This window comes from Pantoea sp. MBD-2R, from assembly GCF_039134845.1.
Taxonomy (GTDB): Bacteria; Pseudomonadota; Gammaproteobacteria; order Enterobacterales; family Enterobacteriaceae; genus Erwinia.
Genome location: NZ_CP152417.1, coordinates 2,533,899 through 2,559,587, shown reverse-complemented (window position 1 = coordinate 2,559,587; position 25,689 = coordinate 2,533,899). Strand labels below are relative to the sequence as shown.

At 52.0% G+C, this 25,689-nt stretch carries 24 protein-coding genes, 2 tRNA genes, 1 other RNA gene and 1 pseudogene; 13 read left to right on the top strand and 15 right to left on the bottom strand.

The window, feature by feature from the left end:
• Positions 1-246: 246 nt before the first annotated feature.
• Both AAGQ96_RS11715 and yeaG read right to left on the bottom strand, forming a co-directional pair.
• Positions 247-1,527 (bottom strand): YeaH/YhbH family protein, encoded by a 1,281-nt coding sequence (locus AAGQ96_RS11715; RefSeq protein WP_342753622.1) that lies wholly within the window; start codon positions 1,525-1,527, stop codon positions 247-249.
• Between the two features lie 72 nt (positions 1,528-1,599).
• A complete protein-coding gene (gene yeaG, locus AAGQ96_RS11710) occupies positions 1,600-3,534 on the bottom strand; it encodes a protein kinase YeaG (RefSeq protein ID WP_147198279.1) in 1,935 nt (644 codons plus the stop codon).
• Between the two features lie 430 nt (positions 3,535-3,964).
• On the opposite strand from yeaG, the gene AAGQ96_RS11705 reads away from it, so the two are divergent.
• Positions 3,965-4,714 carry a MipA/OmpV family protein gene (locus tag AAGQ96_RS11705; protein WP_342753621.1) on the top strand — a complete coding sequence of 250 codons (750 nt, stop codon included), beginning with the start codon at positions 3,965-3,967 and terminating at the stop codon, positions 4,712-4,714.
• Positions 4,715-4,794: 80 nt separating this feature from the next.
• Positions 4,795-5,646, top strand: a complete 852-nt coding sequence (locus AAGQ96_RS11700; RefSeq protein ID WP_342753620.1) for an aldo/keto reductase — start codon at positions 4,795-4,797, stop codon at positions 5,644-5,646.
• A 44-nt stretch (positions 5,647-5,690) separates the two neighbouring features.
• On the opposite strand, the gene AAGQ96_RS11695 is transcribed toward AAGQ96_RS11700, so the two are convergent.
• Together AAGQ96_RS11695 and gapA are read right to left on the bottom strand one after the other, a co-directional pair.
• Complete coding sequence (locus AAGQ96_RS11695; protein ID WP_342753619.1) at positions 5,691-6,569, bottom strand: D-hexose-6-phosphate mutarotase; 879 nt, start codon at positions 6,567-6,569, stop codon at positions 5,691-5,693.
• Positions 6,570-6,635: 66 nt separating this feature from the next.
• Positions 6,636-7,631, bottom strand: coding sequence for a glyceraldehyde-3-phosphate dehydrogenase (gene gapA, locus AAGQ96_RS11690; protein WP_168199624.1), 996 nt, complete (start codon positions 7,629-7,631; stop codon positions 6,636-6,638).
• Positions 7,632-7,971: 340 nt separating this feature from the next.
• Here gapA and msrB point away from each other — a divergent pair, with 340 nt between their 5' ends.
• Positions 7,972-8,382 carry a peptide-methionine (R)-S-oxide reductase MsrB gene (gene msrB / locus AAGQ96_RS11685; RefSeq protein WP_147198269.1) on the top strand — a complete coding sequence of 137 codons (411 nt, stop codon included), beginning with the start codon at positions 7,972-7,974 and terminating at the stop codon, positions 8,380-8,382.
• A 5-nt stretch (positions 8,383-8,387) separates the two neighbouring features.
• Positions 8,388-8,666: a DUF1315 family protein gene (locus tag AAGQ96_RS11680; RefSeq protein ID WP_147198267.1), complete on the top strand. Its 279-nt coding sequence runs from the start codon at positions 8,388-8,390 to the stop codon at positions 8,664-8,666.
• Positions 8,667-8,731: 65 nt separating this feature from the next.
• Here the strand turns inward: AAGQ96_RS11680 and pncA are convergent, their stop codons facing one another.
• From pncA to sppA, 3 genes are read right to left on the bottom strand one after another with little or no spacing between them, the layout of a single operon-like run.
• On the bottom strand, positions 8,732-9,346 hold the full coding sequence (gene pncA / locus AAGQ96_RS11675; RefSeq protein WP_147198265.1) for a bifunctional nicotinamidase/pyrazinamidase: 615 nt from the start codon (positions 9,344-9,346) through the stop codon (positions 8,732-8,734).
• An 8-nt stretch (positions 9,347-9,354) separates the two neighbouring features.
• Positions 9,355-10,374: an asparaginase gene (gene ansA, locus AAGQ96_RS11670; RefSeq protein ID WP_342753618.1), complete on the bottom strand. Its 1,020-nt coding sequence runs from the start codon at positions 10,372-10,374 to the stop codon at positions 9,355-9,357.
• A gap of 59 nt (positions 10,375-10,433) precedes the next feature.
• Positions 10,434-12,290, bottom strand: a complete 1,857-nt coding sequence (gene sppA / locus AAGQ96_RS11665) for a signal peptide peptidase SppA (RefSeq protein WP_342753617.1) — start codon at positions 12,288-12,290, stop codon at positions 10,434-10,436.
• A gap of 181 nt (positions 12,291-12,471) precedes the next feature.
• On the opposite strand from sppA, the gene AAGQ96_RS11660 reads away from it, so the two are divergent.
• From AAGQ96_RS11660 to AAGQ96_RS11645, 4 genes and pseudogenes are all read left to right on the top strand, one after another.
• Entirely contained in the window at positions 12,472-13,023 is a 552-nt protein-coding gene (locus AAGQ96_RS11660; protein WP_342753616.1) for an NAD(P)H nitroreductase, read from the top strand.
• Positions 13,024-13,329: 306 nt separating this feature from the next.
• Positions 13,330-13,461, top strand: coding sequence for a hypothetical protein (locus AAGQ96_RS11655; protein ID WP_256377166.1), 132 nt, complete (start codon positions 13,330-13,332; stop codon positions 13,459-13,461).
• Positions 13,462-13,477: 16 nt separating this feature from the next.
• Positions 13,478-15,394: a DNA topoisomerase III gene (locus AAGQ96_RS11650; protein ID WP_147198257.1), complete on the top strand. Its 1,917-nt coding sequence runs from the start codon at positions 13,478-13,480 to the stop codon at positions 15,392-15,394.
• A gap of 197 nt (positions 15,395-15,591) precedes the next feature.
• Positions 15,592-15,810: pseudogene (locus AAGQ96_RS11645) on the top strand (DUF1496 domain-containing protein); the annotation flags it as partial.
• 55 nt (positions 15,811-15,865) lie between these two features.
• Here the strand turns inward: AAGQ96_RS11645 and AAGQ96_RS11640 are convergent.
• The 7 genes from AAGQ96_RS11640 to AAGQ96_RS11610 form a co-directional block, all read right to left on the bottom strand.
• Complete coding sequence (locus AAGQ96_RS11640; RefSeq protein ID WP_342753615.1) at positions 15,866-16,258, bottom strand: pyrimidine (deoxy)nucleoside triphosphate diphosphatase; 393 nt, start codon at positions 16,256-16,258, stop codon at positions 15,866-15,868.
• Between the two features lie 5 nt (positions 16,259-16,263).
• The gene (xthA, locus tag AAGQ96_RS11635; RefSeq protein WP_147198254.1) at positions 16,264-17,070 is read right to left on the bottom strand and encodes an exodeoxyribonuclease III; all 807 of its coding nucleotides are present in this window, start codon (positions 17,068-17,070) and stop codon (positions 16,264-16,266) included.
• Between the two features lie 313 nt (positions 17,071-17,383).
• A non-coding RNA gene (locus AAGQ96_RS11630) (RtT sRNA) lies at positions 17,384-17,479 on the bottom strand.
• A 40-nt stretch (positions 17,480-17,519) separates the two neighbouring features.
• A tRNA-Tyr gene (locus AAGQ96_RS11625) sits at positions 17,520-17,604 on the bottom strand.
• Positions 17,605-17,784: 180 nt separating this feature from the next.
• A tRNA-Tyr gene (locus AAGQ96_RS11620) sits at positions 17,785-17,869 on the bottom strand.
• A gap of 165 nt (positions 17,870-18,034) precedes the next feature.
• Complete coding sequence (purU, locus tag AAGQ96_RS11615; RefSeq protein WP_147198252.1) at positions 18,035-18,883, bottom strand: formyltetrahydrofolate deformylase; 849 nt, start codon at positions 18,881-18,883, stop codon at positions 18,035-18,037.
• A gap of 48 nt (positions 18,884-18,931) precedes the next feature.
• On the bottom strand, positions 18,932-19,390 hold the full coding sequence (locus AAGQ96_RS11610) for a YchJ family protein (RefSeq protein ID WP_342753614.1): 459 nt from the start codon (positions 19,388-19,390) through the stop codon (positions 18,932-18,934).
• Positions 19,391-19,495: 105 nt separating this feature from the next.
• Between AAGQ96_RS11610 and rssA the strand changes: the two genes are divergently transcribed.
• The 5 genes from rssA (at position 19,496) to AAGQ96_RS11585 (ending at position 25,003) form a co-directional block, all read left to right on the top strand.
• The gene (gene rssA, locus AAGQ96_RS11605; protein WP_342753613.1) at positions 19,496-20,413 is read left to right on the top strand and encodes a patatin-like phospholipase RssA; all 918 of its coding nucleotides are present in this window, start codon (positions 19,496-19,498) and stop codon (positions 20,411-20,413) included.
• Positions 20,414-20,496: 83 nt separating this feature from the next.
• Positions 20,497-21,510: a two-component system response regulator RssB gene (gene rssB / locus AAGQ96_RS11600; RefSeq protein ID WP_147198248.1), complete on the top strand. Its 1,014-nt coding sequence runs from the start codon at positions 20,497-20,499 to the stop codon at positions 21,508-21,510.
• Between the two features lie 195 nt (positions 21,511-21,705).
• Positions 21,706-22,614: a UTP--glucose-1-phosphate uridylyltransferase GalU gene (galU, locus tag AAGQ96_RS11595; RefSeq protein ID WP_147198246.1), complete on the top strand. Its 909-nt coding sequence runs from the start codon at positions 21,706-21,708 to the stop codon at positions 22,612-22,614.
• Between the two features lie 26 nt (positions 22,615-22,640).
• Positions 22,641-23,981: a UDP-glucose/GDP-mannose dehydrogenase family protein gene (locus AAGQ96_RS11590; RefSeq protein ID WP_342753612.1), complete on the top strand. Its 1,341-nt coding sequence runs from the start codon at positions 22,641-22,643 to the stop codon at positions 23,979-23,981.
• A 14-nt stretch (positions 23,982-23,995) separates the two neighbouring features.
• Complete coding sequence (locus tag AAGQ96_RS11585) at positions 23,996-25,003, top strand: NAD-dependent epimerase (protein WP_342753611.1); 1,008 nt, start codon at positions 23,996-23,998, stop codon at positions 25,001-25,003.
• A gap of 125 nt (positions 25,004-25,128) precedes the next feature.
• Here AAGQ96_RS11585 and hns read toward each other — a convergent pair whose 3' ends face one another.
• A complete protein-coding gene (gene hns / locus AAGQ96_RS11580) occupies positions 25,129-25,539 on the bottom strand; it encodes a histone-like nucleoid-structuring protein H-NS (protein ID WP_147198240.1) in 411 nt (136 codons plus the stop codon).
• Between the last annotated feature and the right edge of the window lie 150 nt (positions 25,540-25,689).

Sequence of the window (25,689 nt, the reverse complement as noted above, 5' to 3'; positions counted from 1 at the left end):
AGCGGCATAGTGAATAGTGCGAAATGAGATTTTTTATCCAAAAAAGACAATAGCGCATTTTACCCGCGGGTAAAAGCCATCATCAAGGCATGATTTGCGGGTTATTCAGGGGATTGAAAAAGAAAACGCGAAGAAAGCGCTATTTTAGCGAGGAAGCCCATTCAGTCAGCAGGGTATCAGAGAGTCGTAACACCTGAAGGAAAGCAGCCGGAAACCCGTGCGTTTCTGACTGCCCATCCTGATTTACTAATAAGATTCTTCAGCCTGTTTGTGAAAAAGTTCCCGGAACACCGGATAAATATCTTCCGGTTCACGGATATGCTGAATCGCAAAATTATCAAACATCGCCTGCAAATGTTCATATTCTCGCCACAGCGTTTGATGCGCGCGGCGGGTGATTTCGATGTAGCTGTAGTAACGAACGACCGGCAAGATATTTTTGGCCAGAATCTCATGGCAAAGCGGTGAATCATCAGCCCAGTTGTCGCCATCCGAGGCCTGAGCGGCATAGATATTCCACTGCGTTGGGTCATAGCGCTCTTTAACCACCTCATCCATCAGCTTCAGTGCGCTGGAGACAATGGTGCCGCCAGTTTCCTGTGAGTAGAAAAACTCCTGTTCATCCACTTCCTTCGCCTGGGTGTGATGGCGGATGTAAACCACGTCCACGTTTTTATACGTCCGGCTGAGAAACAGATACAGCAGAATATAAAAACGCTTGGCCATATCTTTGGTCGCCTGATCCATTGAGCCGGAAACGTCCATTAAACAGAACATCACCGCCTGGCTTGAAGGCTCCGGACGTTTCTCAAAGTTTTTATAGCGTAAATCAAAAGTGTCGATAAAAGGCACGCGCTTGATTCTGGCGCGCAGCTCGGCAATCTCCTTACGCAGGCGCTCCTCTTCCAGCAGCTGGGCTGGCTCGGTGTTTTGCACGGCCTCAAGAGAAGCTTCCAGCTCGCCCAGCATACGTCGTTTACCTGCCGTCATCGCTGTACGTCGGGCCAGCGAGTTTTGCAGAGAACGAACCACGCTGATGTTCGCAGGCACGCCGTTAGAGGTAAAACCAGCCCGATGAACTTTATATTCCTTAAGCTGACGATGCTGATTTTTCTTCAGATTAGGCAGGGCCAGATCTTCAAACAGCAGATCCAGATACTCGTCTTTAGAAATATTGAAGACAAATTCATCCTGACCTTCACCGTCCTGACTGGCGTTGCCCTGGCCACTACCGCCGCCACCGCCGCCGCCCTGAGGACGCTCCACCCGATCGTTCTGCACAAAATGGTCGTTACCAGGATGGACACGGTGGCGCTGGCCGCCGCGGCCCTGATGGAATACGGGTTCATTGATATCGTCAATAGGAATTGAAACGGATTCGCCGCTCTCAACGTCTGTCACCGAGCGCTTATTAATGGCCTCGGAGATCGACTGCTTGATTTGCGACTTGTAGCGGCGCAAAAAGCGCTGGCGGTTTACCGCGCTTTTGTTTTTGCCGTTAAGACGCCGATCGATAAAATAGGCCATAGAGCTCCCCCAAATACGTTGCTAGCCGGGTCAGGTTTCCCTGACCCCTTTCAGGCACTTCTGAGGCTGATATCAGGAGGACTTTCTGACTCGCAGATACCATTCACACAGCAGGCGAACCTGCTTGCGGGTATAGCCTTTTTCCATCATACGGTCGACAAAATCATCATGCTTTTTCTGCTCGTCAGTGGACGTTTTGGCGTTGAACGAAATGACTGGCAGCAGCTCTTCGGTATTTGAGAACATTTTCTTCTCAATCACCGTGCGCAGTTTTTCGTAACTGGTCCAGTTCGGATTGCGGCCGCTGTTATGAGCCCGGGCGCGCAGCACAAAGTTGACGATTTCATTACGGAAGTCTTTCGGGTTGCTGATCCCGGCAGGCTTCTCAATTTTTTCCAGTTCCGCATTCAGCGATTCGCGGTCAAACAGCTGGCCAGTATCCGGATCGCGATATTCCTGATCCTGAATCCAGAAGTCAGCATAAGTGACGTAGCGATCAAAAATGTTCTGGCCGTACTCAGAATAAGATTCCAGATAGGCGGTCTGAATCTCTTTGCCAATAAATTCGGCATATTTCGGGATCAGATAGCCTTTCAAGTGCTCAAGGTACTTCTCTGCTAAATCCTGCGGGAACTGTTCGCGTTCAATCTGCTGTTCCAGCACGTAGAAAAGGTGTACCGGGTTAGCCGCCACTTCGGCGTGATCGAAGTTAAATACGCGCGACAAGATTTTAAAGGCAAAACGCGTTGAAAGGCCGTTCATCCCCTCATCCACGCCCGCATAATCCCGATATTCCTGATAGGACTTGGCTTTAGGATCGGTATCTTTCAGGCTTTCACCGTCGTAGACCCGCATTTTGGAGTAGGTGCTGGAGTTTTCCGGCTCTTTCAGACGCGACAGAATGGAGAAACGTGCCAGCGTCTCCAGCGTACCCGGTGCACAAGGCGCATGGGTCAGTTCACTGTGATCAAGCAGCTTGTCGTAGATTTTGATCTCTTCCGACACGCGCAGACAGTAAGGCACCTTGACGATATACACGCGGTCAAGGAACGCCTCATTGTTTTTGTTATTACGGAAAGTTACCCATTCTGATTCGTTGGAGTGAGCCAGGATGATGCCGTTAAACGGCAGGGCAGAAATCCCTTCCGTCCCGTTGTAGTTCCCTTCCTGGGTGGCGGTAAGCAGAGGATGCAGCACTTTAATAGGTGCTTTAAACATCTCAACGAATTCCATAATCCCCTGGTTGGCGCGGCACAGTGCGCCGGAGTAGCCATAGGCATCCGGATCGTTTTGCGCGTGGTTTTCCAGTTTACGGATATCCACTTTACCGACCAGCGCTGAAATATCCTGGTTGTTTTCATCGCCCGGTTCGGTTTTAGCAATAGCAAGCTGTTCGAGAATGGAAGGCCAGACTTTCACCACTTTAAAGCGTGAGATATCGCCGCCAAAGTCGTGCAGACGCTTCGCCGCCCAGGGTGACATGATGGTGCCAAGATAGCGGCGTGGCACACCGTACTCTTTCTCAAGGATGTTGGCATCTTCCTGAGGATTGAACAGGCACAGCGGGTGATCGTTCACCGGGCTGCGTTCGCCATCAGCGCTAAGTACGTAAATAGGTACGCGCTGCATTAAGGATTTCAGTCGTTCAGCGAGGGAAGATTTACCCCCACCGACCGGCCCCAGCAGATACAGTATCTGCTTTTTCTCCTCCAGACCCTGAGCAGCATGTTTGAGGTAAGAGACGATTTGTTCAATCGCTTCTTCCATGCCGTAAAACTCCTCGAAGGCGGGGTAACGCGCAATAACACGATTGGAGAAAAGTCGGGAAAGGCGTGGCTCCAAAGCAGTATCGACCATTACAGGCTCACCAATAGCCATTAATAGTCTCTCTGCCGCGTTGGCGTATGCACTGCGATCTTGCCGACAAACGGTAAGAAATTCCTGCAATGTGAACTCTTCGTCCTTGGCAGCTTCATAACGCTGACGATAGTGATCGAATATATTCATAGCGATGCCCGTCCTTTCATTTTTAGCACAGGTACCAGGAGCCTAATCAGTGACAGCCCCTGAAGGAACTTATAGTGAGTACAGCAACCCTCATGCCAACCTGACGTTTTTTATCGGGATACACAAAACTTATGGTTACTCTGCTCTTCAAACTTAGCGTCTTACATTAAAGCTTAGTTGGCATTTAAGAAATTTCCTGAACCTCTTCTCTTTTTCAATGCAATTTCAATAACAAAGTCATAAAACATCTAAGCGATGACCTTGTGGAATGCGGGCTGCATGGATTTTGTAAATAAGACAGCGCAATTGCTGCGTCGCTGAATTCGGGAAGTTGATTCTGCGTGCTGCGGGTGATGTAAAATTTTAACCAAACGCCATCATGCTGATAAACTGCCTGTCCTGATTGTTATATTTATGGAACGAATAAATTGTGAACCATTTCAAATTTAGCGCGCTTGCCGTGTTATTGCCTCTCGGTTTTTCCGCTGCGATGGCGCAAGCCAATCCATTAACCGTTGGTGCTTCAGTCATTTACAGCCAAAGCCCTTATAAAAGTGGCCAGGATCGTTATTACCCGTTTCCAATTATTAATTATGATGGCGATAGTTTTTATCTGCACAGCCTGCAGGCGGGTTATTACCTGTGGAAAGACCCTCAGGATCAGCTTTCTCTGACGGTATTAGGCTCACCACAAAATTTCGATCCGGACGATACCAGCGACAAACAGCTGAAATCGTTGGATAAACGTCATATGACGATGATGGGCGGTCTGGCTTATCGGCATGTGGCGGACTGGGGGATTATCCGTACCGTGCTGGCGGCTGACATGCTGGATAACAGCGATGGTTACATCTGGGATTTGGCCTGGCTTTATCGCTTCCAGTTTGGCCAGTTTAGCCTTACGCCGGGTATCGGTGCGCTCTACAGCAGCGAAAACCAGAACGACTATTACTATGGCGTATCAAAAAGCGAATCCCGCCGTAGCGGACTGAGCAGCTACGATGCTGACGACAGCTGGAACCCGTATCTTGAACTGACGGCAGCGTGGGCTATCAACCAGCAGTGGAACGCTACTTTCTCAGGCCGATACACGCGCCTGGGGAGCGAAGTGAAAGACAGTCCGATGGTGGATAACGATTCCCAGGTCACAATCTGGACCGGGATCAGCTACACCTTCTGATTTAACGTTATGCACTTATTAAGGGCGCTTCGCGCCCTTTTGCATAATTTGGGCGATCTGAAACAGTGCAGGAGGGCTTAATGTCAAAATCCGTGATTTTTTCTGATCATAAAGTACTGCCCGCTATTGGCCAGGGGACCTGGTATATGGGCGAAAACGCCGCTCAGCGCAGGCAGGAAGTCGATGCGCTGCGCTGCGGTCTGGACAGTGGACTGACGCTTATAGACACCGCAGAAATGTATGCCGATGGCGGAGCGGAAGAGGTGGCGGGCGAGGCCTTGAAGGGAAGGCGTGAGCAGGCCTTTCTCGTATCGAAAGTTTACCCGTGGAACGCAGGCGCAGTCGATGCCGTAGAAGCCTGTGAACGCAGCCTGCGTCGGCTGCAAACAGAGTATCTCGATCTCTATCTTCTGCACTGGCGGGGGAATGTTCCGCTACAGGAAACCATTGCCGCCATGGAAACGTTGCGCCGTGCCGGTAAGATCCTGCGCTGGGGCGTCTCTAACTTTGACAGTGATGACCTGAACGAATTACTGGCAGAAGAGGAGGGCGCAAACTGTGCGGCTAATCAGGTGCTTTATCACCTTGCCTCACGCGGCATTGAATATGATTTACTCCCCGACTGTCAGCAGAGAAACATTCCGCTAATGGCCTACTGCCCCCTGGCGCAGGCCGGGAGGTTGCGGCACGACCTGATGTCTCATCCGTTACTTAATCAGATTGCACAACAAAAGGGCATTAGTGTTGCTCAGCTGCTGCTGGCGTGGGTTATCCGTAAGGAAGGGGTGATTGCCATTCCCAAGGCGGGGTCACTGCAACACGTCCGGGAAAATGCGGCAGCGCTGGACATAACGCTCAGTAGCGATGAGCTGGCGTCCATCAATCAGGCTTTTCCTCCTCCGACGGGTAAAATGCCTCTGGATGTGGTGTAGCGCACTGACTAACAGGCGGGCCGTCAGCCCGCCTGAGTCACGTTTTAAGCCGTTTTACGCACCCGGAAGGTGGTTGCCAGACGGGCAGGGGATTCGCCTGCACTGACCATCGGTGATGAAACGTGGGCGGTTTCAACGCAGACCATCGTCTTGAAGCCTTCGTTTGCCATATCGCCCATGCTGCACGAGAGTTCCGGCCCTGGATTCCAGGTCACTACATCACTGTGATAATGATGATAAATTTCAATCGTTCGCTTGCCGGCCGTGTCGGTAATCACGCTGCAATCTTCCGGCTGGGTATAAATACGATCAATGCGATCGGGGTAAGTTTGCTTGCCGGTTGCTGAGGTATTTACCGCCCCATCGTTGACCTTATCAATAAAGCCTGAGCCAAGCCCGCTGACTTCTACGCCCGCAATGTTTTCTACCGCAAAATAGCTGTGTAGCGCGGCCGTTGCTTCAAAGTCACCATGCGCTTCCAGTTCGATATCGCAGCGGTCGCTGAAGCGGAAACGGGCAAACAGCGTGAAATCATGCGGCCAGAGCTTTTTGGTCTGCTCATTGCTTTTCAGCGTCAGCGTCAGTACTACGCTCTCTTCGTTCTCATCGTGTGCTGATAAGGTCCAGGGAAGACTGCGGGCAAAGCCGTGGGCCGGTTCGCCTGCCGGACCAAACCATGGCCAGCAGATGGGCACGCCGCCACGAATCGCTTTGCCTGGCGTCCAGGCGGTTTTTTCACTGAGCCAGATCACCGGTTTTTCGCCGCTGGGCTGCCATGCCACCAGCTGTGCGCCCTGCAACGTTACCGCTGCGCGTACTTTTGGATGGACGATCGTCACTACGGGTAGCTCACCCATCTTACGTTGCGAAATGTAAGGGGTAATCTGTTCAATTACGGGAAGCGAAAAGAGTTTTTCGTTCATCAGATGACCTGTTGTTGAGCAAAAAAAAAGGGCGACCGCAGTCGCCCTCAGGATAGATCCACTCGCTTATTTAGCGATGTGAGAAATCAGATCCAGTACTTTGTTTGAGTAGCCGGTTTCGTTATCGTACCAGGAAACCAGTTTCACAAAAGTGTCGCTCAGTGCGATACCTGCTTTCGCATCAAAGATAGAAGTCAGCGTTTCGCCGTTGAAATCGGTAGAAACCACTTCGTCTTCGGTATAACCCAGAACGCCTTTCATTTCGCCTTCAGCAGCGGCTTTGATTGCTTCACAAATTTCTTTGTAAGAAGCAGGCTTAGCCAGACGTGCAGTCAGGTCAACAACAGAAACGTTAGGGGTAGGAACGCGGAACGCCATACCGGTCAGTTTACCGTTCAGCTCAGGGATCACTTTACCTACGGCTTTAGCGGCGCCGGTAGAAGAAGGGATGATGTTCTGAGATGCGCCGCGGCCGCCGCGCCAGTCTTTGTGAGACGGGCCATCAACGGTTTTCTGCGTCGCGGTGGTGGCGTGAACAGTGGTCATCAGCGCTTCAACAATACCGAACTTGTCGTTGATCACTTTAGCCAGCGGTGCCAGGCAGTTGGTGGTACAGGAAGCGTTAGAAACGATTTCCTGACCTGCGTAAGCTTTGTGGTTAACGCCCATGACGAACATTGGGGTGTCATCTTTAGACGGGCCAGTCAGCACAACTTTCTTCGCGCCAGCTTCGATGTGTTTACGAGCGGTTTCGTCGGTCAGGAAGATACCGGTTGCTTCTGCTACCACATCAACACCGATTTCGTTCCACTTCAGGTTAGCCGGATCGCGCTCAGAGGTAACACGGATGGTTTTGCCATTAACAACCAGGTGGCCGTCTTTGACTTCCACGGTGCCGTCGAAACGACCGTGAGTAGAGTCATATTTCAGCATGTAAGCCATGTACTCGGCGTCCAGCAGATCGTTGATACCAACGATTTCTACGTCAGAACGCTGCTGAGCAGCACGGAAAACGATGCGACCGATACGGCCAAAACCGTTGATACCTACTTTGATAGTCATATATTCCACCAGCTGTTGTTAGTGAATAAAAGGTTGACTGTAAAATTACAAAAACCTTACCAGGCGTCAAGCGGAATCGCTTCAATAGTTGCGACAAATCAAACCCTGATGCAGGAATAATTTGTAAAAAGCGACTTTCCTGACTCACTTCTTCCCCCTATGTTGGGCCTTCCGGCCCGAATATAAAGGGCTGTTAGATGCAAAGGGTGATCTCAATCACAAATTCACCTTTGGAGCACTTTAAGACAACACTGAGAGGGAAAAAATCCCCTGATGTTGTTAAGTCTTTGTTAGAATGTTAGCCGATAATTTGTGATCCACTTCGCCAGAGACCCTTAATATGGCTAATCACCCGACGCCCCTGAATCCAGAAACGGATTTAAACGAGATGCAGCGCTACGTGACCCAGCAGCGTGGCACAGAACCGCCTTACACGGGCAAGCTGCTGCACAACAAAGACGAAGGCATTTATCATTGCCTGGTCTGCAACTCTCCGCTGTTTCTTTCCGAAACAAAGTATGACTCCGGCTGCGGCTGGCCGAGCTTTTATCAGCCTTATCACGATGATTCTATTCGCTATATTGAAGATGATTCGCACGGTATGCAGCGGATCGAAATTCGCTGCGGCAAATGCGATGCGCATCTTGGCCATGTGTTTCCCGATGGCCCTCAGCCGTCCGGTGAACGCTACTGCGTTAACTCTGCCTCGTTAAGCTTCACCGATGATGATGGCAACAATATTAAAGGATAGCTGTTATGGAGCTGGATGAGATGATTGCAGCGATGACGCCTGAGGTCTATCAGCGTCTGGCCACCGCGGTTGAAACGGGAAAATGGGCGGACGGCGTCGCGCTGACGCCCGAGCAGAAAGAGAACAGCCTGCAACTTGTCATGCTTTGGCAGGCGCGCCATAACGACGAACCTCAACATATGAGCGTGGGCAAGGGCGGCGAGATGGTGATGAAAAGCAAAAAGCAGCTGAAGGAAGAGTTTGGTATCGGCGACGACGATGTCACCCAAATCACGCTGCAATAAATTATTCCTGGAGGAATAACTGAACGGATCTTTTGCTGACGATCCGTTCAGCTTGCCATCCCAAATTATAAAATTACCGCGCCTTTAGCGGCCATGTCATTCAGCGCTTGCTGAGCGTCGCCCGGTGACAGTTCCACGCCGCGACAGCCTGCCGTAATCACCGTCACGCTATAGCCCAGTTCAAGCGCGTCGAGCACGCTGTACTTCACGCAATAATCCGTCGCCAGACCCATTATGGTTAGCGCCGTGACGCCGCGCGCTTTCAGCCAGCTGTCCAGCGCGGTCTGATACCGATGACCGTTATCGTAAAAGGCGCTGTAGCTGTCAATCTGCGGCTGCTGACCTTTACAGATCTGAGCACTCAGATAGCGCTGTTCAAGCGCAGGATGCAGTGCCGCGCCAGCACTGTGCTGGATACAGTGATCTGGCCACCACACCTGCGGCAGCCCGTCCAGCTCACCCAGACTCCACGGCGCCTCGCCTGCATTTGAGGCAAAGCTGCCATGGCTGGCCGGATGCCAGTCCAGCGTAGCGACCACCGGCTGGCCCCGTTGATGAAACGCTGCGGCGTACTGGTTAGCCACTGCGATAACGTCATCGCCTTCGTTAACCGCCAGCGCGCCGCCGGGGCAGAAATCATTCTGCAAATCGATCAGGATCAGGGCCTGCTGTGTGGTCATTCAGCATCTCACTTTTCGTCTGGCGTCAGCTCACCGCGCAGGTTGACCTGCATCAGGCGGCGTATCTCATCACTGGGCAGATTCTGGCTAAGCAGGTAGTGCAGCTTGGTCAGCGTCGCTTCTACCGTCAAATCGTAGCCGCTGATTACGCCTGCCAGCGCCAGCGCGTTGCCGGTGGCATAGCCGCCCATATTCACTTTACCCGACATACACTGCGTCAGATTCACCACCACGATGCCGCGGTTAGTCGCTTCCTGTAGCTCTTTCAGGAAGGCGGGGTTTTGCGGCGCATTGCCGACGCCGTAAGATCGCAGGATCAGCGCCTTAACCGGTTGCAGCAGGAAGTTGCTCACGACATCCGAGGAGATACCCGGATAGATAGTGACCACACCGACAGGCTGCGGAGTGATTGAACGCACCACCAGATCGCCCGTTCCCGCCGGCGCGGGTGGCGTATTCAGACGGCGAATATGAATGCCCGCTTCCAGCAGTGGCGACAGGTTAGGGGAGGCGAAAGCATTAAAGCCATCGGCATGGGCTTTGGTCGTGCGGTTTCCGCGATAGAGCGTGTTATTAAAAAACAGTCCGACTTCGTTGATCGGATAGTTCGCCGCGACGTACAGCGAATTCAATAAATTCTGCTGGCCGTCTGAGCGCAGTTCGGCCAGGGGGATTTGTGACCCTGTCACAATAACCGGCTTGGAGAGATTTTCTAACATAAACGAAAGCGCCGAGGCGGTAAATGCCATGGTGTCAGTGCCATGGAGGATCACAAAACCGTCGTAGTCGTCATAGTTATCCCGGATATCGTTCGCAATCGTTTGCCAGTCCTGCGGAGTCATATCCGAGGAGTCCATCAGCGGCTGATATTCATGGATGGTGAAATCGGGCATATCGGCACGGTGGAATTCCGGCATGTTAGCCAGCTGGGTTTGCAGATGCCCGGAAACCGGCACATAGCCATGTTCGGAACGCTGCATGCCAATGGTACCGCCGGTATAGGCGACGTAAATGGATTTCTTTTGCATGGTTAACTCAATAAACGCGGTATTTGAAAAATGCAGCCCGGTTAAGGGCTGCAATACTGTTATTTTACCTGACCACAGGTCAGACAGATCGCATAGCGGTTTTGCGGGTCGTTGAGGTTATCAAACAACCCGGGCTGATCTTTCATCGCTGACATGACATCAATCATTGGCGCAGGCAGATAAACCTTCAGCGCTTCCGGCAGCATCGCCCGGGCGGAGGCATCAACCTGGCTGAACAGCATGTCAACAAAGCTCGGATCGTCCTGATACCAGCGTAAATGCCACTGCGGCAATTTTGCCAGTTCGGCAGCTTTAGCGACCGCATCATCAAAGTCGCCCAGTGCATCGACCAGCCCATTATTTTTCGCATCGCTTCCGGTCCATACATGGCCCTGAGCGATCGAATCGATCTGTTCGGGCGTTTTGCCGCGCGAGGCAGCCACCAGGCCAAGGAAGTTTTTATAGCCGTTTTCGATGCTCATCTGCATCAGCTGCTGCACTTCGGTCGGTAAGGCTTTGGTGGTAGAAACGTCAGCCAGCGGCGAAGTGGCTACGCCGTCGGTGTGAACCCCAATCGAATCCAGTGAGTTTTCTACGGTATTGATCACGCCAAAGATGCCGATAGAGCCGGTCAGCGTATTCGGGCTGGCCATAATGTAACTTGCTGGCGTGGAGATCCAGTAGCCGCCGGAAGCTGCCATACCGCCCATTGAGACCACTACCGGCTTGCCCGCTTCTTTTGCGGCGGCCAGCTCTTCACGAATGGTCTCCGACGCGGTGACGCTACCGCCAGGGCTGTTAACGCGCAGTACAATTGCTTTCACTTTAGGATCGAGGCGTGCCTGACGGATTTCCATCGCGGTGGTATCACCGCCGACGTTACCCGGCGTTTCATCGCCATCCATAATCGCGCCGTTGGCCAGCACGACGGCGATATTGCCATCTGGCGTGCTGTTGTCTTTCACCTGGTAATCATAAATGCTGGTGCCTTTATAATCGTTCGCCTCTTTGTCCCAGCCAAACACTTTGCTTAACTGCTGATCGACCAGCGAACGGGAAGCCAGTTCATCCACCAGCCTGTTGTCTTTCGCATAGCGTGCCGTATCACCACCGGTTTTCTTCAGGCCATCCAGCACGCCCTGAGCGCCCGGGAACAGCTGTTCTGGTGTGATCTGACGATTAGCGGCAAGGGTATTCAGATAATTTTGCCACAGTTCGCCAATCCAGCGACTGTCGGCATCGCGTGCGGCAGGCGACATATCATCGCGCAGGAAAGGCTCTACGGCTGATTTGTAGGTGCCAACACGGAAGACGTGTGAACTGACCTTCAGCTTATCCAACAAGGATTTATAGTAGAGGCCGTTAGTTGCAAAGCCATGCAGATCCACCGTGCCCTGAGGGGAGAGATAAATTTTGTTAGCAAAGCTGGCGAGATAATATTGTGCCTGGCTGTAGCTGTCGCCAGTGGCATAGATTTGCTTCCCGCTGTCGCGGAATTCGCGCAAGGCTTTGCCAATATATTGCAGGGACGGCTGATCGGCTCCGGCGAAGTCACGCAGGTCCAGCACCATGCCGGTGATATTGGCATCGGTTTTGGCCTGGCGGATAGCGTCAACCACATCAAAAAGCGAATTCTCTTTCAGCCGGTCGCTGCTGGTTCCGAGCAGCTGACGGCCAAGCTTGCTCAGCTTGTTGCTCACGGAAGGTTTATCCACCACGGTGCCACTCAGGTCGACTATCAGTGCGCCTTTTTGAGGTTCTGCTGGCGTGGAAGATTTGCTGAACTGGAAGTAAACCGCCAGGCAAATCACAATCACCACCACCAGAAACAGATTCAGGATAAATTCCCGGACGAAATTCAGCAGGCGCCAGGCCCATTTAAAAATACCCGCGATCGCTCGCCCTAAAGTGCGCATACTCTCTCCATAATCGCAATAAAAAAGCTCGCCTGTGGCATACAGGCAGGCCAAACCCAGTGAGTCAGGAGACATCCTAAAGAGCAGGGGGGGAATTGTCAGCAGGAAAAAGTGCAATGCTGTAACAAATCATCATCCTGTGCTAGTTTCAGCTGCACAGAATGTTTATCAGGAGGAAGTTATGGACGCACTGGATTTGGTGGTAAATCGCCGCTCCGCATCGCGCTTAAGTGAGCCAGCCCCTAAAGGCGAGGCACTGGAAAATATTCTGCGCGCCGGTATGCGCGCACCCGATCACGGCACGTTGCAGCCGTGGCGTTTTATTATTATTGAAGATGAAGGACGCGAGCGTTTCAGTCAGCTGCTTGAATCTGCCGCCCGTGACGATCGTATGGAAGACAAGGCGATTGAAAAAGCGAAAAAGTCGCCGTTTCGTGCGCCAATGATCATTACGGTAGTGGCCCACTGTGAAGAGCATCATAAAGTGCCGCGCTGGGAACAGGTCGTTTCAGCAGGCTGTGCAGTGATGGCTATGCAGATGGCGGCTCAGGCGCAGGGTTTTAACGGCATCTGGCGCAGCGGCGCGTGGACCGAGCATCATGCCGTACGTCAGGCCTTTAACTGCCGTGAACAGGACGCCATCGTGGGCTTTCTCTATTTAGGCACGCCACAGCTCAAATCTTCCACCACCCTTCTGCCACCGGATACCGCTCCGTTTGTTCGTTATTTCTGATTGTTTCTTCTACAGGGTTAACGATTTCCAGCCTTGAGATGGGTGACACAGTGCCTGCATGAAGAACATGGGCCGTCCAGAAAGACGCAAAAGGCGGCATCCCTGCCAGCTCGGCCTGGGCCGTCCATGGCCCAGGACGCTTTCTTACCGGCCCATGTTCTCCATGCCTCACGTGCAGCAATCGTCTGTGTGCCAAAATCCCCTCTCTTCTGTTGTCGTGTTAATGAGCTATCAGACAGCGAGAGCCTTACGCCGCCGTGCCGAAAGCGTTACCATAACACCGGTAAATTCTTAGAGGCGTTGCCCATGACCGATGATGCTTTTCACCTGATGCCCTGCTGTCGCAACGTTTGCTGCGGCCGCGAAACCTCATCTGATGCCAGAGTGATGACGCCGCACGCCTGCGCCAGTCATGCCGTGACTGAATTTATCTCCTGAAGGAAGCGATTGCCGGATGCGTTTGTTTATTGCCGAAAAACCCAGCCTTGCCCGCGCCATTGCGGATGTCTTGCCCAAGCCGCATCGTCGCGGAGACGGGTATATTGCCTGTGGCAGCGATCAGGTCGTTACCTGGTGCGTAGGCCATCTGCTGGAGCAGGCGCAGCCTGACAGCTATAACAGCCGCTTTGCACGCTGGTCGCTGGCTGATTTGCCTATCGTGCCGGAAAAGTGGCGGCTCCAGCCTCGTCCCTCGGTGGCTAAGCAGCTCAACGTGATCAAAGGCCTGCTTGCTCAGGCAACCGAGGTGATTCATGCAGGCGACCCGGATCGCGAAGGCCAGCTGCTGGTGGATGAAGTGCTCGATTATCTGGAACTTCCGGCTGAGATCCGCGGCAATGTCCAGCGCTGCCTGATTAACGACCTCAATCCCCAGGCGGTAGAAAGAGCCGTAGGGCGTCTGCGTGCTAACAGAGAGTTTATTCCACTGTGCGTATCCGCACTGGCTCGCGCCCGCGCAGACTGGCTGTACGGCATCAATATGACCCGTGCCTACACGCTTCTTGGACGCAATGCCGGTTACGACGGGCTGCTTTCGGTCGGGCGGGTCCAGACGCCGGTACTGGGCCTGGTCGTGCGTCGTGATGAGGAAATTGAAAACTTCATTCCTAAAGATTTCTTTGAAGTGAAAGCGCATATCGTCACGCCTGCTGAGGAACGTTTCGTGGCGCTCTGGCAGCCCAGCGACGCCTGTGAGCCTTATCAGGACGAAGAAGGGCGGTTACTTAAGCGCTCGCTGGCCGAGCATGTCGTCGCGCGTATTGGCGGTCAGCCTGCACGGGTCACAAGCTATAATGACAAGCGTGAGAACGACACGGCGCCTTTGCCCTTTTCATTGTCCACGTTGCAAATAGAGGCGGCCAAACGTTTTGGCCTCAGCGCGCAGATGGTGCTGGATACCTGTCAAAAGCTTTATGAGACCCATAAGCTGATTACCTATCCGCGTTCAGATAGCCGTTATCTGCCGGATGAGCATTTCGCCGGGCGTCATGCGGTATTAAACGCGATTAATTCACATCAGCCCGATTTGACGCCGCCGGCGGATTTCGACAGCGATCGTAAAAACCGCTGCTGGGATGATAAAAAAGTCGATGCGCACCATGCCATTATTCCCACGGCTCGCAGTGGCAAAATCCGCCTGACGGAAAATGAGAGCAATATTTACCGGCTGATCGCCACACAGTATCTGATGCAGTTTTGCCCGGATGCGGTTTACCGTAAATGCGTTATTGAGCTGGATATTGCCGGTGGGAAATTCGTGGCTAAAGCCCGTTTTCTTGCCGAAGCGGGCTGGCGCGCGCTGCTGGGCAGTAAAGAACGTGATGAAGACAATGACGGCACGCCGCTGCCGGTAGTCGCCAAAGACGACGAACTGCTTTGTGAACGCGGAGAAGTGGTCAGTAAACAAACTCAGCCGCCTCGTCCGTTTACCGATGCCACGATTTTATCGGCGATGACCGGCATTGCACGCTTTGTTCAGGATAAAGATCTAAAGAAAGTACTGCGAGCGACCGATGGTTTAGGGACAGAGGCTACGCGCGCCGGGATTATTGAATTACTGTTCAAACGCGCCTTTTTGGTGAAGAAAGGGCGCTATATTCATGCCAGTCCCGCCGGGCGAGCGCTGATCCACTCGCTACCAGAAATGGCAGCGCGTCCGGATATGACCGCCCACTGGGAGTCCACGCTAACGAAAATCAGTGAGAAGCAGTGCCGCTACCAGGACTTTATGCAGCCGCTGGTGGAAACGCTGCATAACCTGATTTATCAGGCCAGACAGCAGCCTGCTGCCCACGCTTTTCGTGGCCTTCCTGCGGCGGATAATCGTAAAAAGCCCAGGCGCAAGCCGGCAAAAGCGAAGGAAACTGAGTGATGAAAGCAGGTGCACTACTCCTCCTGGCAGGTTCAATCCTGTTCAGCCAGCCGATTCTCGCCGCAAGTGAGGGATGGCATCTGAGCACGGGTAACACCAACAGCGTGAACGAGAGCGGTCGCGGTTATGAAAACGATAGCGGACAGCGCTATCGCAATAATAGCAACCGAGATTATGATGACGAGCGTGAGAGCACCAGCAGTGGCAATACTAACGCCGATGTGGTGGTAGATATGCCACCGGAGGTCTGGACTCAGGGGCAAAATAATCAGCCACCCTGCCTGCGCTGCTGTAGTTATCAAAACCGCAGCTATACCGAAGGCTCGGTAGTGAAAATGGAAGGCGTGCTGCTTCAGTGCGTGCGGGATGAAAAATCCTTCGGCACCAACAATCTGATCTGGCAAACCGTTAAGTAAACGCGGGATAGTTTGGTCGGTTAAGCTTTGCTAAGTTTAACCGACCGGATGGCGATCAGATTGTGGGCAGCCAGGCCTGAAGCAGGGGGATGTCCGCCGGCGCGAGATCGTAGGTTAGCGCCTCTGTGGGCAGGCACCATACCAACGCCTGATGACAACTCGGCTTAAGATCGCCCTTAAAATCAGTAACCAGCCAGCCATGCAGATGAATTATCCGCCCGCCGACTTCGCGGCTTTCACTGGCGATGTAGCGCTCGATCCGCGCATCAATCGCCAACTCTTCCCGTAACTCACGTTGTAACGCCTGCTGCTGGGTTTCACCGGCTTCTACTTTGCCACCCGGAAATTCCCAAAGACCCGCCTGATCGCCATTTTCTCCACGCTGCGCCAGCAGCAGCTTGCTACGACGGTAAATCAGCGCGGCGACAACATCGATCCGTGGCTGCATCGTTATCACAATGTGAACTTCGCCCAGACCGGGGCATGATCGGAGGGTTTTTCCATACTGCGAATATCGTAATCGATGCCGGTCTCCACACAGCGCTCTGCCAGCGGCTGGCTTGCCAGCAGAAGATCGATACGCAGGCCACGGTTATCATCAAAGCCTTTTGAGCGATAATCGAACCAGGAGAAGCGGTCATTGACGTCGCCGTTCTGTGCGCGCCAGGTATCGACCAGTCCCCAGTTCATTAACCGATCCATCCACTCCCGCTCTTCCGGCAGGAAAGAACATTTCCCGGTGCGCAGCCAGCGTTTGCGGCTATCTTCACCGATGCCAATATCCCGATCGGTTGAGCTGATATTCATATCACCCATAATCAGCACAGGATTAGCCGGTGTCTGTTCCTGTTCAAGATAGTTTTGCAGATCGCGGTAGAATTTTTCTTTTGCCGGAAATTTAGTGGGGTGGTCGCGGCTTTCTCCCTGAGGGAAATAGCCGTTAATAACGGTGATATTGCCAATCGGGCTGGCGATATCAGCCATGATCAGGCGGCGCTGCGCATCCTCATCATCCCCCGGAAAACCACGGCGCACCATCACCGGCTGCTCTTTCGTCAGCAGGGCAACGCCATAGTGGCCTTTTTGGCCGTGATAAAAAACGTTGTAGCCGAGGCTGGCAACCTCTTCCAGCGGAAACATATCGTCGTGGACTTTGGTTTCCTGCAGGCCGATAACGTCTGGCTGGTGCTGTTCGACGATGGCTGCAAGCTGGTGCGGGCGGGCACGCAGCCCGTTGATATTAAAAGAAAGAAATTTCATGACGCGGGCCGGTTTACGAGAAAAAAGAGGGAGGAATGGTAGCAGATGGTCCCCTAAGCTGTCATCTTTTGAGGGGCAAGCCTTCTCGAAGCTTCTCATCCTTCCCCGTGGGGAATATGAAAGTGCTTACAAGGTTTACTGGTGCGGAGTGTCGCTGAAATGGTGCAGAAAAGGGTACTACCGTGCGGGAAGGATTCACGTCACTGCGTTCCGTGCCCTGCGGGTCAAACCTTCGAGGTCGAAGCTTCTCATCCTTCCCCATAGGGAATATGAAAGTGCTTACAAGGTTTACTGGTGCGGAGTGTCGCTGAAATGGTGGTGGGGGAAGGATTCACGTCACTGCGTTCCGTGCCCTGCGGGTCAAACCTTCGAGGTCGAAGCTTCTCATCCATCCCCGTGGGGAATATGAAAGTGCTTACAAGGTTTACTGGTGCGGAGTGTCGCTGAAATGGTGGTGGGGGAAGGATTCGAACCTTCGAAGTCGATGACGGCAGATTTACAGTCTGCTCCCTTTGGCCGCTCGGGAACCCCACCAGGGGAAGCGTAATGCTGAACTAAAACTCGTAGCGTCTGGTAAACAGCACTGCGAGGGAAGGATTCACGTCACTGCGTTCCGTGCCCTTCGGGTCAAACCTTCGAGGTCGAAGTTTCTCGTCCTTCCCCATGGGGAAGCTGAAAAATTCTGCCTCTTATTAACAGAGTGAATCATGTTAATGGTGGTGGGGGAAGGATTCGAACCTTCGAAGTCGATGACGGCAGATTTACAGTCTGCTCCCTTTGGCCGCTCGGGAACCCCACCACTGGCCTTGCTGTTCTTCGTTAAAGCGGGGCGCATCATACCAAATGTCGGAACGCTGTAAACCCCGAAATTCACTAAAAAACACCGTTTGCCGTTTTTTTGCCCCAACTGTTGTTTTGTCAGACAAAACAACAGTTGGCAGCAACAGACGGCGGTCGAAATGGCTTACAGAATAATAGTACGATTGCCGTAAACGAACACGCGCTGCGCCAGAACCTGATAAAGCGCACGGCTAAGGGCATTTTTCTCAACGTCGCGGCCGGCACGCATCATATCTTCAGCGGTGTAGGTATGATCGACGTGGATCACGTCCTGCATAATGATCGGGCCTTCATCCAGATTATCATTCACGTAGTGAGCCGTTGCACCAATGATCTTAACGCCACGCTCATAGGCCTGGTGATAAGGACGTGCACCAATAAAGGCTGGCAGGAATGAGTGGTGAATATTGATGATCTGGTTAGGATAACGCTGGACGAAAGCCGGCGTCAGGACGCGCATATATTTTGCGAGAACAACGTAGTCCGGCTGGTAGCGATCGATTTCCGCCGCCATATTGTTATCGTGTTCTTCACGAGTCAGGCCTTCGTGGCTGACAAGAATAAACGGGATGTCAAAACGTTCTACCAGCGTGCGCAGCGTTTCATGGTTGCCAATCACCGCCGCAATTTCTACATCCAGCCCGCCGTAGGTGCTTTTCATCAGCAGGTCGCCCAGGCAGTGGGCTTCCTTCGTGACCAGAATAACAATACGGCGGCGGCCCGCGGAATTAAGCTCTCTGAACGATCCGGCTGGCAGCGCGCTGTCCAGATCGGCGAGCAGCGTCGTGTCGTTAAAAATGCCTTCCAGCTCGGTACGCATAAAGAAGCGCCCGGTACGGTGATCAACAAACTCATTGTTCTGCACGATATTCAGCTCGTGCTTGTAACAAATATTGGTGATTTTTGCGATCAGACCTTTAGCATCAGGGCAAATGGTCCTTAAAACTTTTCGTTGCAGTGTTTGCGCTTGCATTGCGATGGTAATCCTGTCGAAGCAATTCATTAATTAATGAAGGGACCGTCACTGGCCACAGCATTTCTTGAATTTTTTTCCGGAGCCACAAGGGCACCGATCGTTTCGCCCTGTCTCAGGGAATGTTCCGTCAATATAGTACCAGCGTTGCGCCAGTTGAAGAAAGCGGGAACGCTCGTGGATAAAGCTTCTCTGCTGATTTTCAGAAAATCGGGCGAAGAAAGTCACAAACCCTTCGCCCTCATCGGCTGGCGTTTCGGCTTCAATAATATGTAAACTTAACCACGTTGTCCCTTTGTAGCTCTGCTCCAGACTGTCGCGGAAACGCGCCGGGTCGCAGGAAGGATGCCAGGTGGCGATTAAATAATCTGTATTGTTGCGAACGTAAGCAGTATAGCGTGAGCGCATTAGCGCCTGTGGTGAATCAGGTATAGCCACGTCATTTAGATAGGGCTGGCAACATAAGCTATAATCCAATCCGCTACAGCACGGGCAATGTTCCGACACGTTGACTCCATGGATAATACATAAGGGCTGAGTGAGTTTAGGCGTCATGGTAACTGAGCGACGATAATGGCGCCATTGGTTAGTTAAACGAACACCAGAGGTTGAATGAGACAGGTTAAGATTGGGCTGGCGCTGGGGTCGGGTGCCGCTAAAGGATGGGCTCACATCGGCGTAATTAACGCGCTGGAAAGAGCCGGTATCAAGGTTGATGTTGTTGCGGGTTGTTCAGTAGGTGCACTGGTGGGTGCCGCCTATGCCAGTAATCGCCTGCCTGTTCTCACCTCATGGGTTCGCGCTTTCAGCTATTGGGATGTTATTCGACTGATGGATTTCTCCTGGCGTCGCGGCGGGTTATTGCGCGGCGAGCGTGTTTTCAGCCATGTCCGCCGTTTAATGCATCACGAAACCATTGAACAATGCGATTTACCGTTTGGCGCCGTCACAACCAACCTCAGCACCGGACGCGAGCTGTGGCTGACGGAAGGCGATTTACATCAGGCGGTGCGTGCCTCCTGCAGTATGCCCGGTTTACTGGCACCCGTTGAGTGGAATGGGTACTGGCTGGTAGACGGTGCGGTGGTTAACCCTGTTCCCATTTCACTGACCCGCGCGCTGGGCGCAGATATTGTGATTGCCGTTGACCTGCAACATGATGCGCATCTTATGCAGCAAAATCTGCTCTCCATCACGCCACAGTCGGAAGATAATGAGGCCATCGTGGATAACAGCTGGCGAGGCAGGCTGCGGCAGACGCTGGGACGCGCCACGCACAGAAAAATGAACCAAACGCCCGGTGCCATGGAAATTATGACCACCTCCATTCAGGTGCTGGAAAACCGGGTGAAGCGCAACCGGATGGCTGGCGATCCGCCTGATGTGCTGATTCAACCGCTTTGCCCTCAAATCTCGACGCTGGATTTTCATCGGGCGGATGAAGCGATTGCAGCCGGCAAGCTGGCCGTTGAGAAAAAAATGGACGAATTACTCCCGTTGGTTCGTCAATACTCATTGCCGGAGCGATAAATGACAACACTTCAGCCAAATCCGAGATGCGTAATTGTCGATTTTGAGCCACTATTGTCTTATCTGGCGAACAAGGGGGGATAATGGAGAAGCCATTAAGTGGAAAACAGATTCTGATCGTTGAAGACGAAGTCGTTTTCCGCTCTCTGCTGGATAATTTCCTGGGCGCGCTTGGCGCAACGGTGACATTAGCAGACGACGGCGTGGACGCCCTCGAAAAAATGCATCAGCAAGACTTTGAGCTGATGATCTGCGACCTTGATATGCCCCGCATGAACGGGATTGAGCTGGTTGAGCATCTGCGCAGCAAAGGCTGTGCCGTTCCTATTCTGGTTATTTCCGCCACGGAGAACATGTCCGATATCGCTCACGTGCTGCGCTTTGGCGTGCAGGACGTACTGTTGAAGCCGCTGAAAGATTTGAACAGATTGCGTGAGGCGGTGTATGAATGTCTCTATCCTTCTATGTTCAGCTCAAAGGTGGAAGAGGATGAGCAGCTATTTCAGGACTGGGATGCGCTGGTACGCGATCCGCAGGCCGCAGCGAAACTTCTGAAGCAGTTGCAGCCGCCGGTACAACAGGTTATTTCCAATTGTCGTATTAATTATCGCCAGCTGACGACGGCAGAGCAGCCAGGTCTGGTACTGGATATTGCACCCTTATCTGAAAAAGATCTGGCGTTTTATTGTCTGGATGTCACCAGAGCTGGTGATAACGGCGTGCTTGCCGCCCTGCTGTTAAGAGCATTATTTAATGGTTTGCTGCAAGATCAATTATCTGGCCAAACTCACCGCCTGCCAGAATTAAATGGCCTGTTAAAACAGGTCAATCTGTTGTTGCGTCAGGCTAATTTGCAAGGTCAGTTTCCTTTATTGGTCGGTTACTATCATCAGGGGCTAAAAAACCTGATTCTGGTTTCGGCAGGGTTAAACGCCACGTTAAATATTCATTCTCACCAAATTCAGCTCAGTAATGGTGTGCCTCTTGGTACTTTAGGGAGTACACATCTTAATCAAATTAGCCAGCGTGGCGATGCGTGGCAGTGTCAGGTTTGGGGCGCGGGCGGCAGGCTGCGTCTGATGTTGTCTACTGAGTAATCAATTCACCTCTCTTTAATCGCTGAGCCCCGGCGACAGGGCCAGCATTAAGCTTTACACTTAGGTAATTGTCTTAAATTACGCTGAATTGGTTCAACCAGGATAATTCCATCCCGATTCAACTGATATACTCACTTCGTTTTTTAACTCGACATATCAAGTAATAACTTGAACGGCCTAAAGAGAGGTACTTAGATGTCTGCCTATAAGTCCAAAGTAAAAAAAGCGGTTATCCCTGTTGCTGGTCTGGGAACGCGTATGTTGCCGGCTACCAAAGCCATTCCTAAAGAGATGCTGCCACTGGTTGATAAGCCGTTAATTCAGTATGTCGTTAACGAATGTATCGCTGCGGGTATCACTGAGATTGTGCTGGTAACGCACTCATCTAAAAACTCTATTGAAAACCATTTCGATACCAGTTTTGAACTGGAAGCGATGCTGGAAAAACGCGTTAAGCGCCAGCTGCTGGAAGAGATTCAGTCTATCTGTCCACCGCATGTGACTATCATGCAGGTGCGTCAGGGTCTGGCAAAAGGCCTGGGCCACGCAGTGATGTGTGCTTACCCGGTTGTTGGTAACGAGCCTGTAGCCGTTATCCTGCCAGACGTCATCATTGATGAGTACGAATCAAACCTGGCTAAAGATAACCTGGCCGATATGATGCGTCGCTTCGATGAAACCGGTCACAGCCAGATCATGGTTGAGCCTGTTGCTGATGTTACTGCTTACGGCGTGGTTGACTGCCAGGGTGCAGAGCTGAAAGAAGGCGAAAGCGCACCGATGGTAGGTGTTGTTGAGAAACCTAAAGCGGATAAAGCACCTTCAAACCTGGCGGTAGTGGGACGTTACGTTCTGTCTGCTGACATCTGGCCTCTGCTGGCGAAAACGCCTCCAGGCGCGGGCGATGAAATCCAGCTGACCGACTCTATCGCAATGCTGATGGACAAAGAAACCGTTGAAGCGTACCACCTGAAAGGCATCAGCCATGACTGTGGTAACAAACTGGGCTATATGCAGGCTTTCGTCGAATACGGCGTACGTCACAGCACGCTCGGCGCTGATTTCAAAGAGTGGCTCGAAAGCACTGTTGGCAACGATAAGTAAGTTTAATTTTTAACCGGGACAATTCAATGAAAGTCACCGTATTTGGTATCGGCTATGTGGGTCTGGTTCAGGCTGCTGTTCTGGCCGAAGTCGGACATGACGTTCTTTGTATCGATGTCGACGAAAATAAAGTCGAAAATCTGAAGAAAGGGATCATTCCAATTTTTGAACCAGGTCTGACGCCGCTGGTGATGCAGAACTATGAGGCAGGTCGCCTCAAGTTTTCCACCAATGCGGAAGAAGGGGTCAACCACGGCATTATGCAGTTTATTGCTGTAGGCACGCCTCCAGACGAAGATGGGTCTGCGGATCTGAAATATGTTACTGCGGTAGCACGTACTATTGCACAGCACATGGGCGATCATAAAGTTGTGATCGACAAATCTACCGTTCCTGTTGGCACGGCAGACCGCGTACGCGCAGTCATGGAAGAGACCCTGAAAGGTCGTGGTGTTGAAATCGCGTTTGACGTGGTTTCTAACCCAGAATTCCTGAAAGAAGGCGCGGCAGTCAATGACTGTATGCGTCCTGAGCGTATCGTTGTGGGTACCGACAATGATGACGTTGTTGAGCTGCTACGTGAACTTTACGAGCCATTCAACCGTAATCACGATCGTATGATCCTGATGGATATCCGCAGCGCAGAACTGACCAAGTATGCCGCAAACTGCATGCTGGCTACTAAAATCAGCTTTATGAATGAGATCTCCAACCTGGCTGAACGCCTGGGCGCAGATGTCGAGAAAGTGCGTCAGGGCATTGGTTCTGACTCCCGCATCGGCTACTCCTTCATCTACCCTGGCTGTGGCTACGGTGGTTCCTGCTTCCCGAAAGACGTGCAGGCACTGATTCGTACCGCTGAGCAGATTGGCTACAAGCCTCGTCTGTTGCAGGCAGTAGAAGACGTCAACGACTCGCAGAAAAACAAACTGCCAACGTTCATCAAACGTCATTTCGGCGACAACTTGCAGGGCAGAACTTTTGCGCTGTGGGGCCTGTCGTTCAAGCCGAACACGGATGATATGCGTGAAGCCTCAGCCCGCGTGCTGATGGAAGCGTTATGGCAGGCGGGTGCAACCGTTCAGGCTTTCGATCCGGAAGCAATGGACGAAGCACAGCGCATCTACGGTCACCGCAGCGATCTGAAGCTGATGGGTACCAAAGAAGCTGCTCTGCAGGGTGCTGATGGCCTGGTCATCTGTACTGAATGGCAGAATTTCCGCGCGCCGGATTTCGACGTCATTAAAAATGCTCTGAAAGAACCCGTGATTTTTGATGGTCGTAACCTGTATGATCCAGAAAGAGTCAGCAAACGCGGTTTCGTTTATTATGCAATCGGCCGCGGAGCTTCTATTCAAATTGCATAATTAACGAGGGCAGTATGAAATATCTGGTTACCGGTGCAGCAGGATTTATTGGGTTTCATGTCTCACAACGCCTGTTAAGCGCCGGTCACCAGGTTGTCGGTATCGACAACCTGAATGACTATTACGATGTAAAACTCAAACTCGCCCGCCTCGATATCCTCAAACCTCACAATGAATTTACGTTTATTCAACTCGACCTGGCCGACAGAGAAGGGATTGCCCGTCTTTTTGCCGAAGATCATTTTGAACGTGTTATTCATCTGGGCGCGCAGGCCGGGGTACGCTACTCTCTTGATAATCCTTTAGCCTATGCCGATGCCAATCTTATTGGCCATCTGAATATTCTCGAAGGGTGCCGACATAATAAAATCGGCCATCTGCTCTATGCTTCCTCAAGCTCGGTTTACGGGCTGAATCGCAAAATGCCATTCTCTACCGATGATTCGGTAGATCACCCTGTCTCGCTGTATGCGGCGACTAAAAAAGCCAATGAGTTAATGGCGCACACCTATTCTCATCTTTACGGTATTCCGACCACGGGCCTGCGGTTTTTCACCGTCTACGGCCCCTGGGGACGCCCGGATATGGCGCTGTTTAAATTTACTCGCGCAATGATTGCGGGTGAAAAGATCGATGTTTATAACAACGGCCAGATGCGCCGCGACTTCACCTATATAGATGATATAGCTGAAGCGATCGTGCGTTTACAGGATGTTATTCCGCAAGCCGATCCGGAGTGGAGCGTTGAAACAGGAAGCCCGGCAACCAGCTCAGCGCCGTATCGGGTCTATAATATCGGTAACAGCAATCCTGTCACGCTGATGGCCTATATTGAAGCGCTGGAGAAGGCGTTAGGGATAACCGCGGATAAGAATATGCTGCCTATGCAACCTGGCGACGTTCTGGAAACCAGTGCGGATACAACTGCATTGCAAAAGGCGATAGGGTTTAAACCGCAAACGGGCGTGGAAGAGGGCATCAGTCACTTTGTCAGCTGGTATCGTTCTTTTTATCAGGTCTGACGATGTATGAAACAATAAAAAAGGAAGCGAAAGCTTCCTTTTTTTAATACACGAATATCACGCTGCTGGTTAAGCAAATAAAGTCTTCACTCAGGTAAAGCCTTTAACAGGCACGTGGGCCTGAATTACAGCGAGAAATCTTCGAGTTTTTTACCCTGTTCTTCGATAGCTTTCTTGATTACTGCTGGAGTACGACCCTGGCCAGTCCAGGTTTTGGTTTCGCCGTTTTCATCGACATATTTGTATTTGGCTGGACGTGCGGCGCGCTTTGCTTTCGCCGTGGTTTTGTTGGTCGCGCCAAGCGTTGCCAGTAATTCGTTAGGATCGATGCCGTCAGCAATCAGCATTTCGCGATACTGTTGCAGTTTACGCGTACGCTCTTCAATTTCAGCCTGAGCGTGACTTTCTTCTTCACGACGCTCATTAACAACGACTTCCAGCTTTTCCAGCATTTCTTCCAGCGTTTCCAGCGTGCATTCTCTTGCCTGCGCACGCAGAGTACGGATGTTGTTCAAAATTTTAAGGGCTTCGCTCATTGTCCTGGTCTCAAAAATTATAATGGGGAATGTTCTGCTGGATAATAATAGAGTGGGTCTCTAAGAACTGCAATAGCTAATTTTTTCGGTGCTGTTAAATCGTTTATGCAAAAGACATGCGAGTATCATTATTAATCTATTGTTTTATTA

Coding starts and splice junctions, on each gene's coding strand:
- galU (WP_147198246.1), top strand. CDS start 21,706: ATGTCTGCCTATAAGTCCAAAGTAAAAAAAGCGGTTATCCCTGTTGCT.
- AAGQ96_RS11585 (WP_342753611.1), top strand. CDS start 23,996: ATGAAATATCTGGTTACCGGTGCAGCAGGATTTATTGGGTTTCATGTC.
- AAGQ96_RS11680 (WP_147198267.1), top strand. CDS start 8,388: ATGGAGCTGGATGAGATGATTGCAGCGATGACGCCTGAGGTCTATCAG.
- AAGQ96_RS11640 (WP_342753615.1), bottom strand. CDS start 16,258: ATGCAGCCACGGATCGATGTTGTCGCCGCGCTGATTTACCGTCGTAGC.
- gapA (WP_168199624.1), bottom strand. CDS start 7,631: ATGACTATCAAAGTAGGTATCAACGGTTTTGGCCGTATCGGTCGCATC.
- AAGQ96_RS11590 (WP_342753612.1), top strand. CDS start 22,641: ATGAAAGTCACCGTATTTGGTATCGGCTATGTGGGTCTGGTTCAGGCT.
- rssA (WP_342753613.1), top strand. CDS start 19,496: ATGAGACAGGTTAAGATTGGGCTGGCGCTGGGGTCGGGTGCCGCTAAA.
- yeaG (WP_147198279.1), bottom strand. CDS start 3,534: ATGAATATATTCGATCACTATCGTCAGCGTTATGAAGCTGCCAAGGAC.
- msrB (WP_147198269.1), top strand. CDS start 7,972: ATGGCTAATCACCCGACGCCCCTGAATCCAGAAACGGATTTAAACGAG.
- AAGQ96_RS11700 (WP_342753620.1), top strand. CDS start 4,795: ATGTCAAAATCCGTGATTTTTTCTGATCATAAAGTACTGCCCGCTATT.
- purU (WP_147198252.1), bottom strand. CDS start 18,883: ATGCAAGCGCAAACACTGCAACGAAAAGTTTTAAGGACCATTTGCCCT.
- AAGQ96_RS11715 (WP_342753622.1), bottom strand. CDS start 1,527: ATGGCCTATTTTATCGATCGGCGTCTTAACGGCAAAAACAAAAGCGCG.
- xthA (WP_147198254.1), bottom strand. CDS start 17,070: ATGAAATTTCTTTCTTTTAATATCAACGGGCTGCGTGCCCGCCCGCAC.
- AAGQ96_RS11650 (WP_147198257.1), top strand. CDS start 13,478: ATGCGTTTGTTTATTGCCGAAAAACCCAGCCTTGCCCGCGCCATTGCG.
- rssB (WP_147198248.1), top strand. CDS start 20,497: ATGGAGAAGCCATTAAGTGGAAAACAGATTCTGATCGTTGAAGACGAA.
- AAGQ96_RS11660 (WP_342753616.1), top strand. CDS start 12,472: ATGGACGCACTGGATTTGGTGGTAAATCGCCGCTCCGCATCGCGCTTA.
- ansA (WP_342753618.1), bottom strand. CDS start 10,374: ATGCAAAAGAAATCCATTTACGTCGCCTATACCGGCGGTACCATTGGC.
- sppA (WP_342753617.1), bottom strand. CDS start 12,290: ATGCGCACTTTAGGGCGAGCGATCGCGGGTATTTTTAAATGGGCCTGG.
- hns (WP_147198240.1), bottom strand. CDS start 25,539: ATGAGCGAAGCCCTTAAAATTTTGAACAACATCCGTACTCTGCGTGCG.
- AAGQ96_RS11695 (WP_342753619.1), bottom strand. CDS start 6,569: ATGAACGAAAAACTCTTTTCGCTTCCCGTAATTGAACAGATTACCCCT.
- AAGQ96_RS11655 (WP_256377166.1), top strand. CDS start 13,330: ATGACCGATGATGCTTTTCACCTGATGCCCTGCTGTCGCAACGTTTGC.
- pncA (WP_147198265.1), bottom strand. CDS start 9,346: ATGACCACACAGCAGGCCCTGATCCTGATCGATTTGCAGAATGATTTC.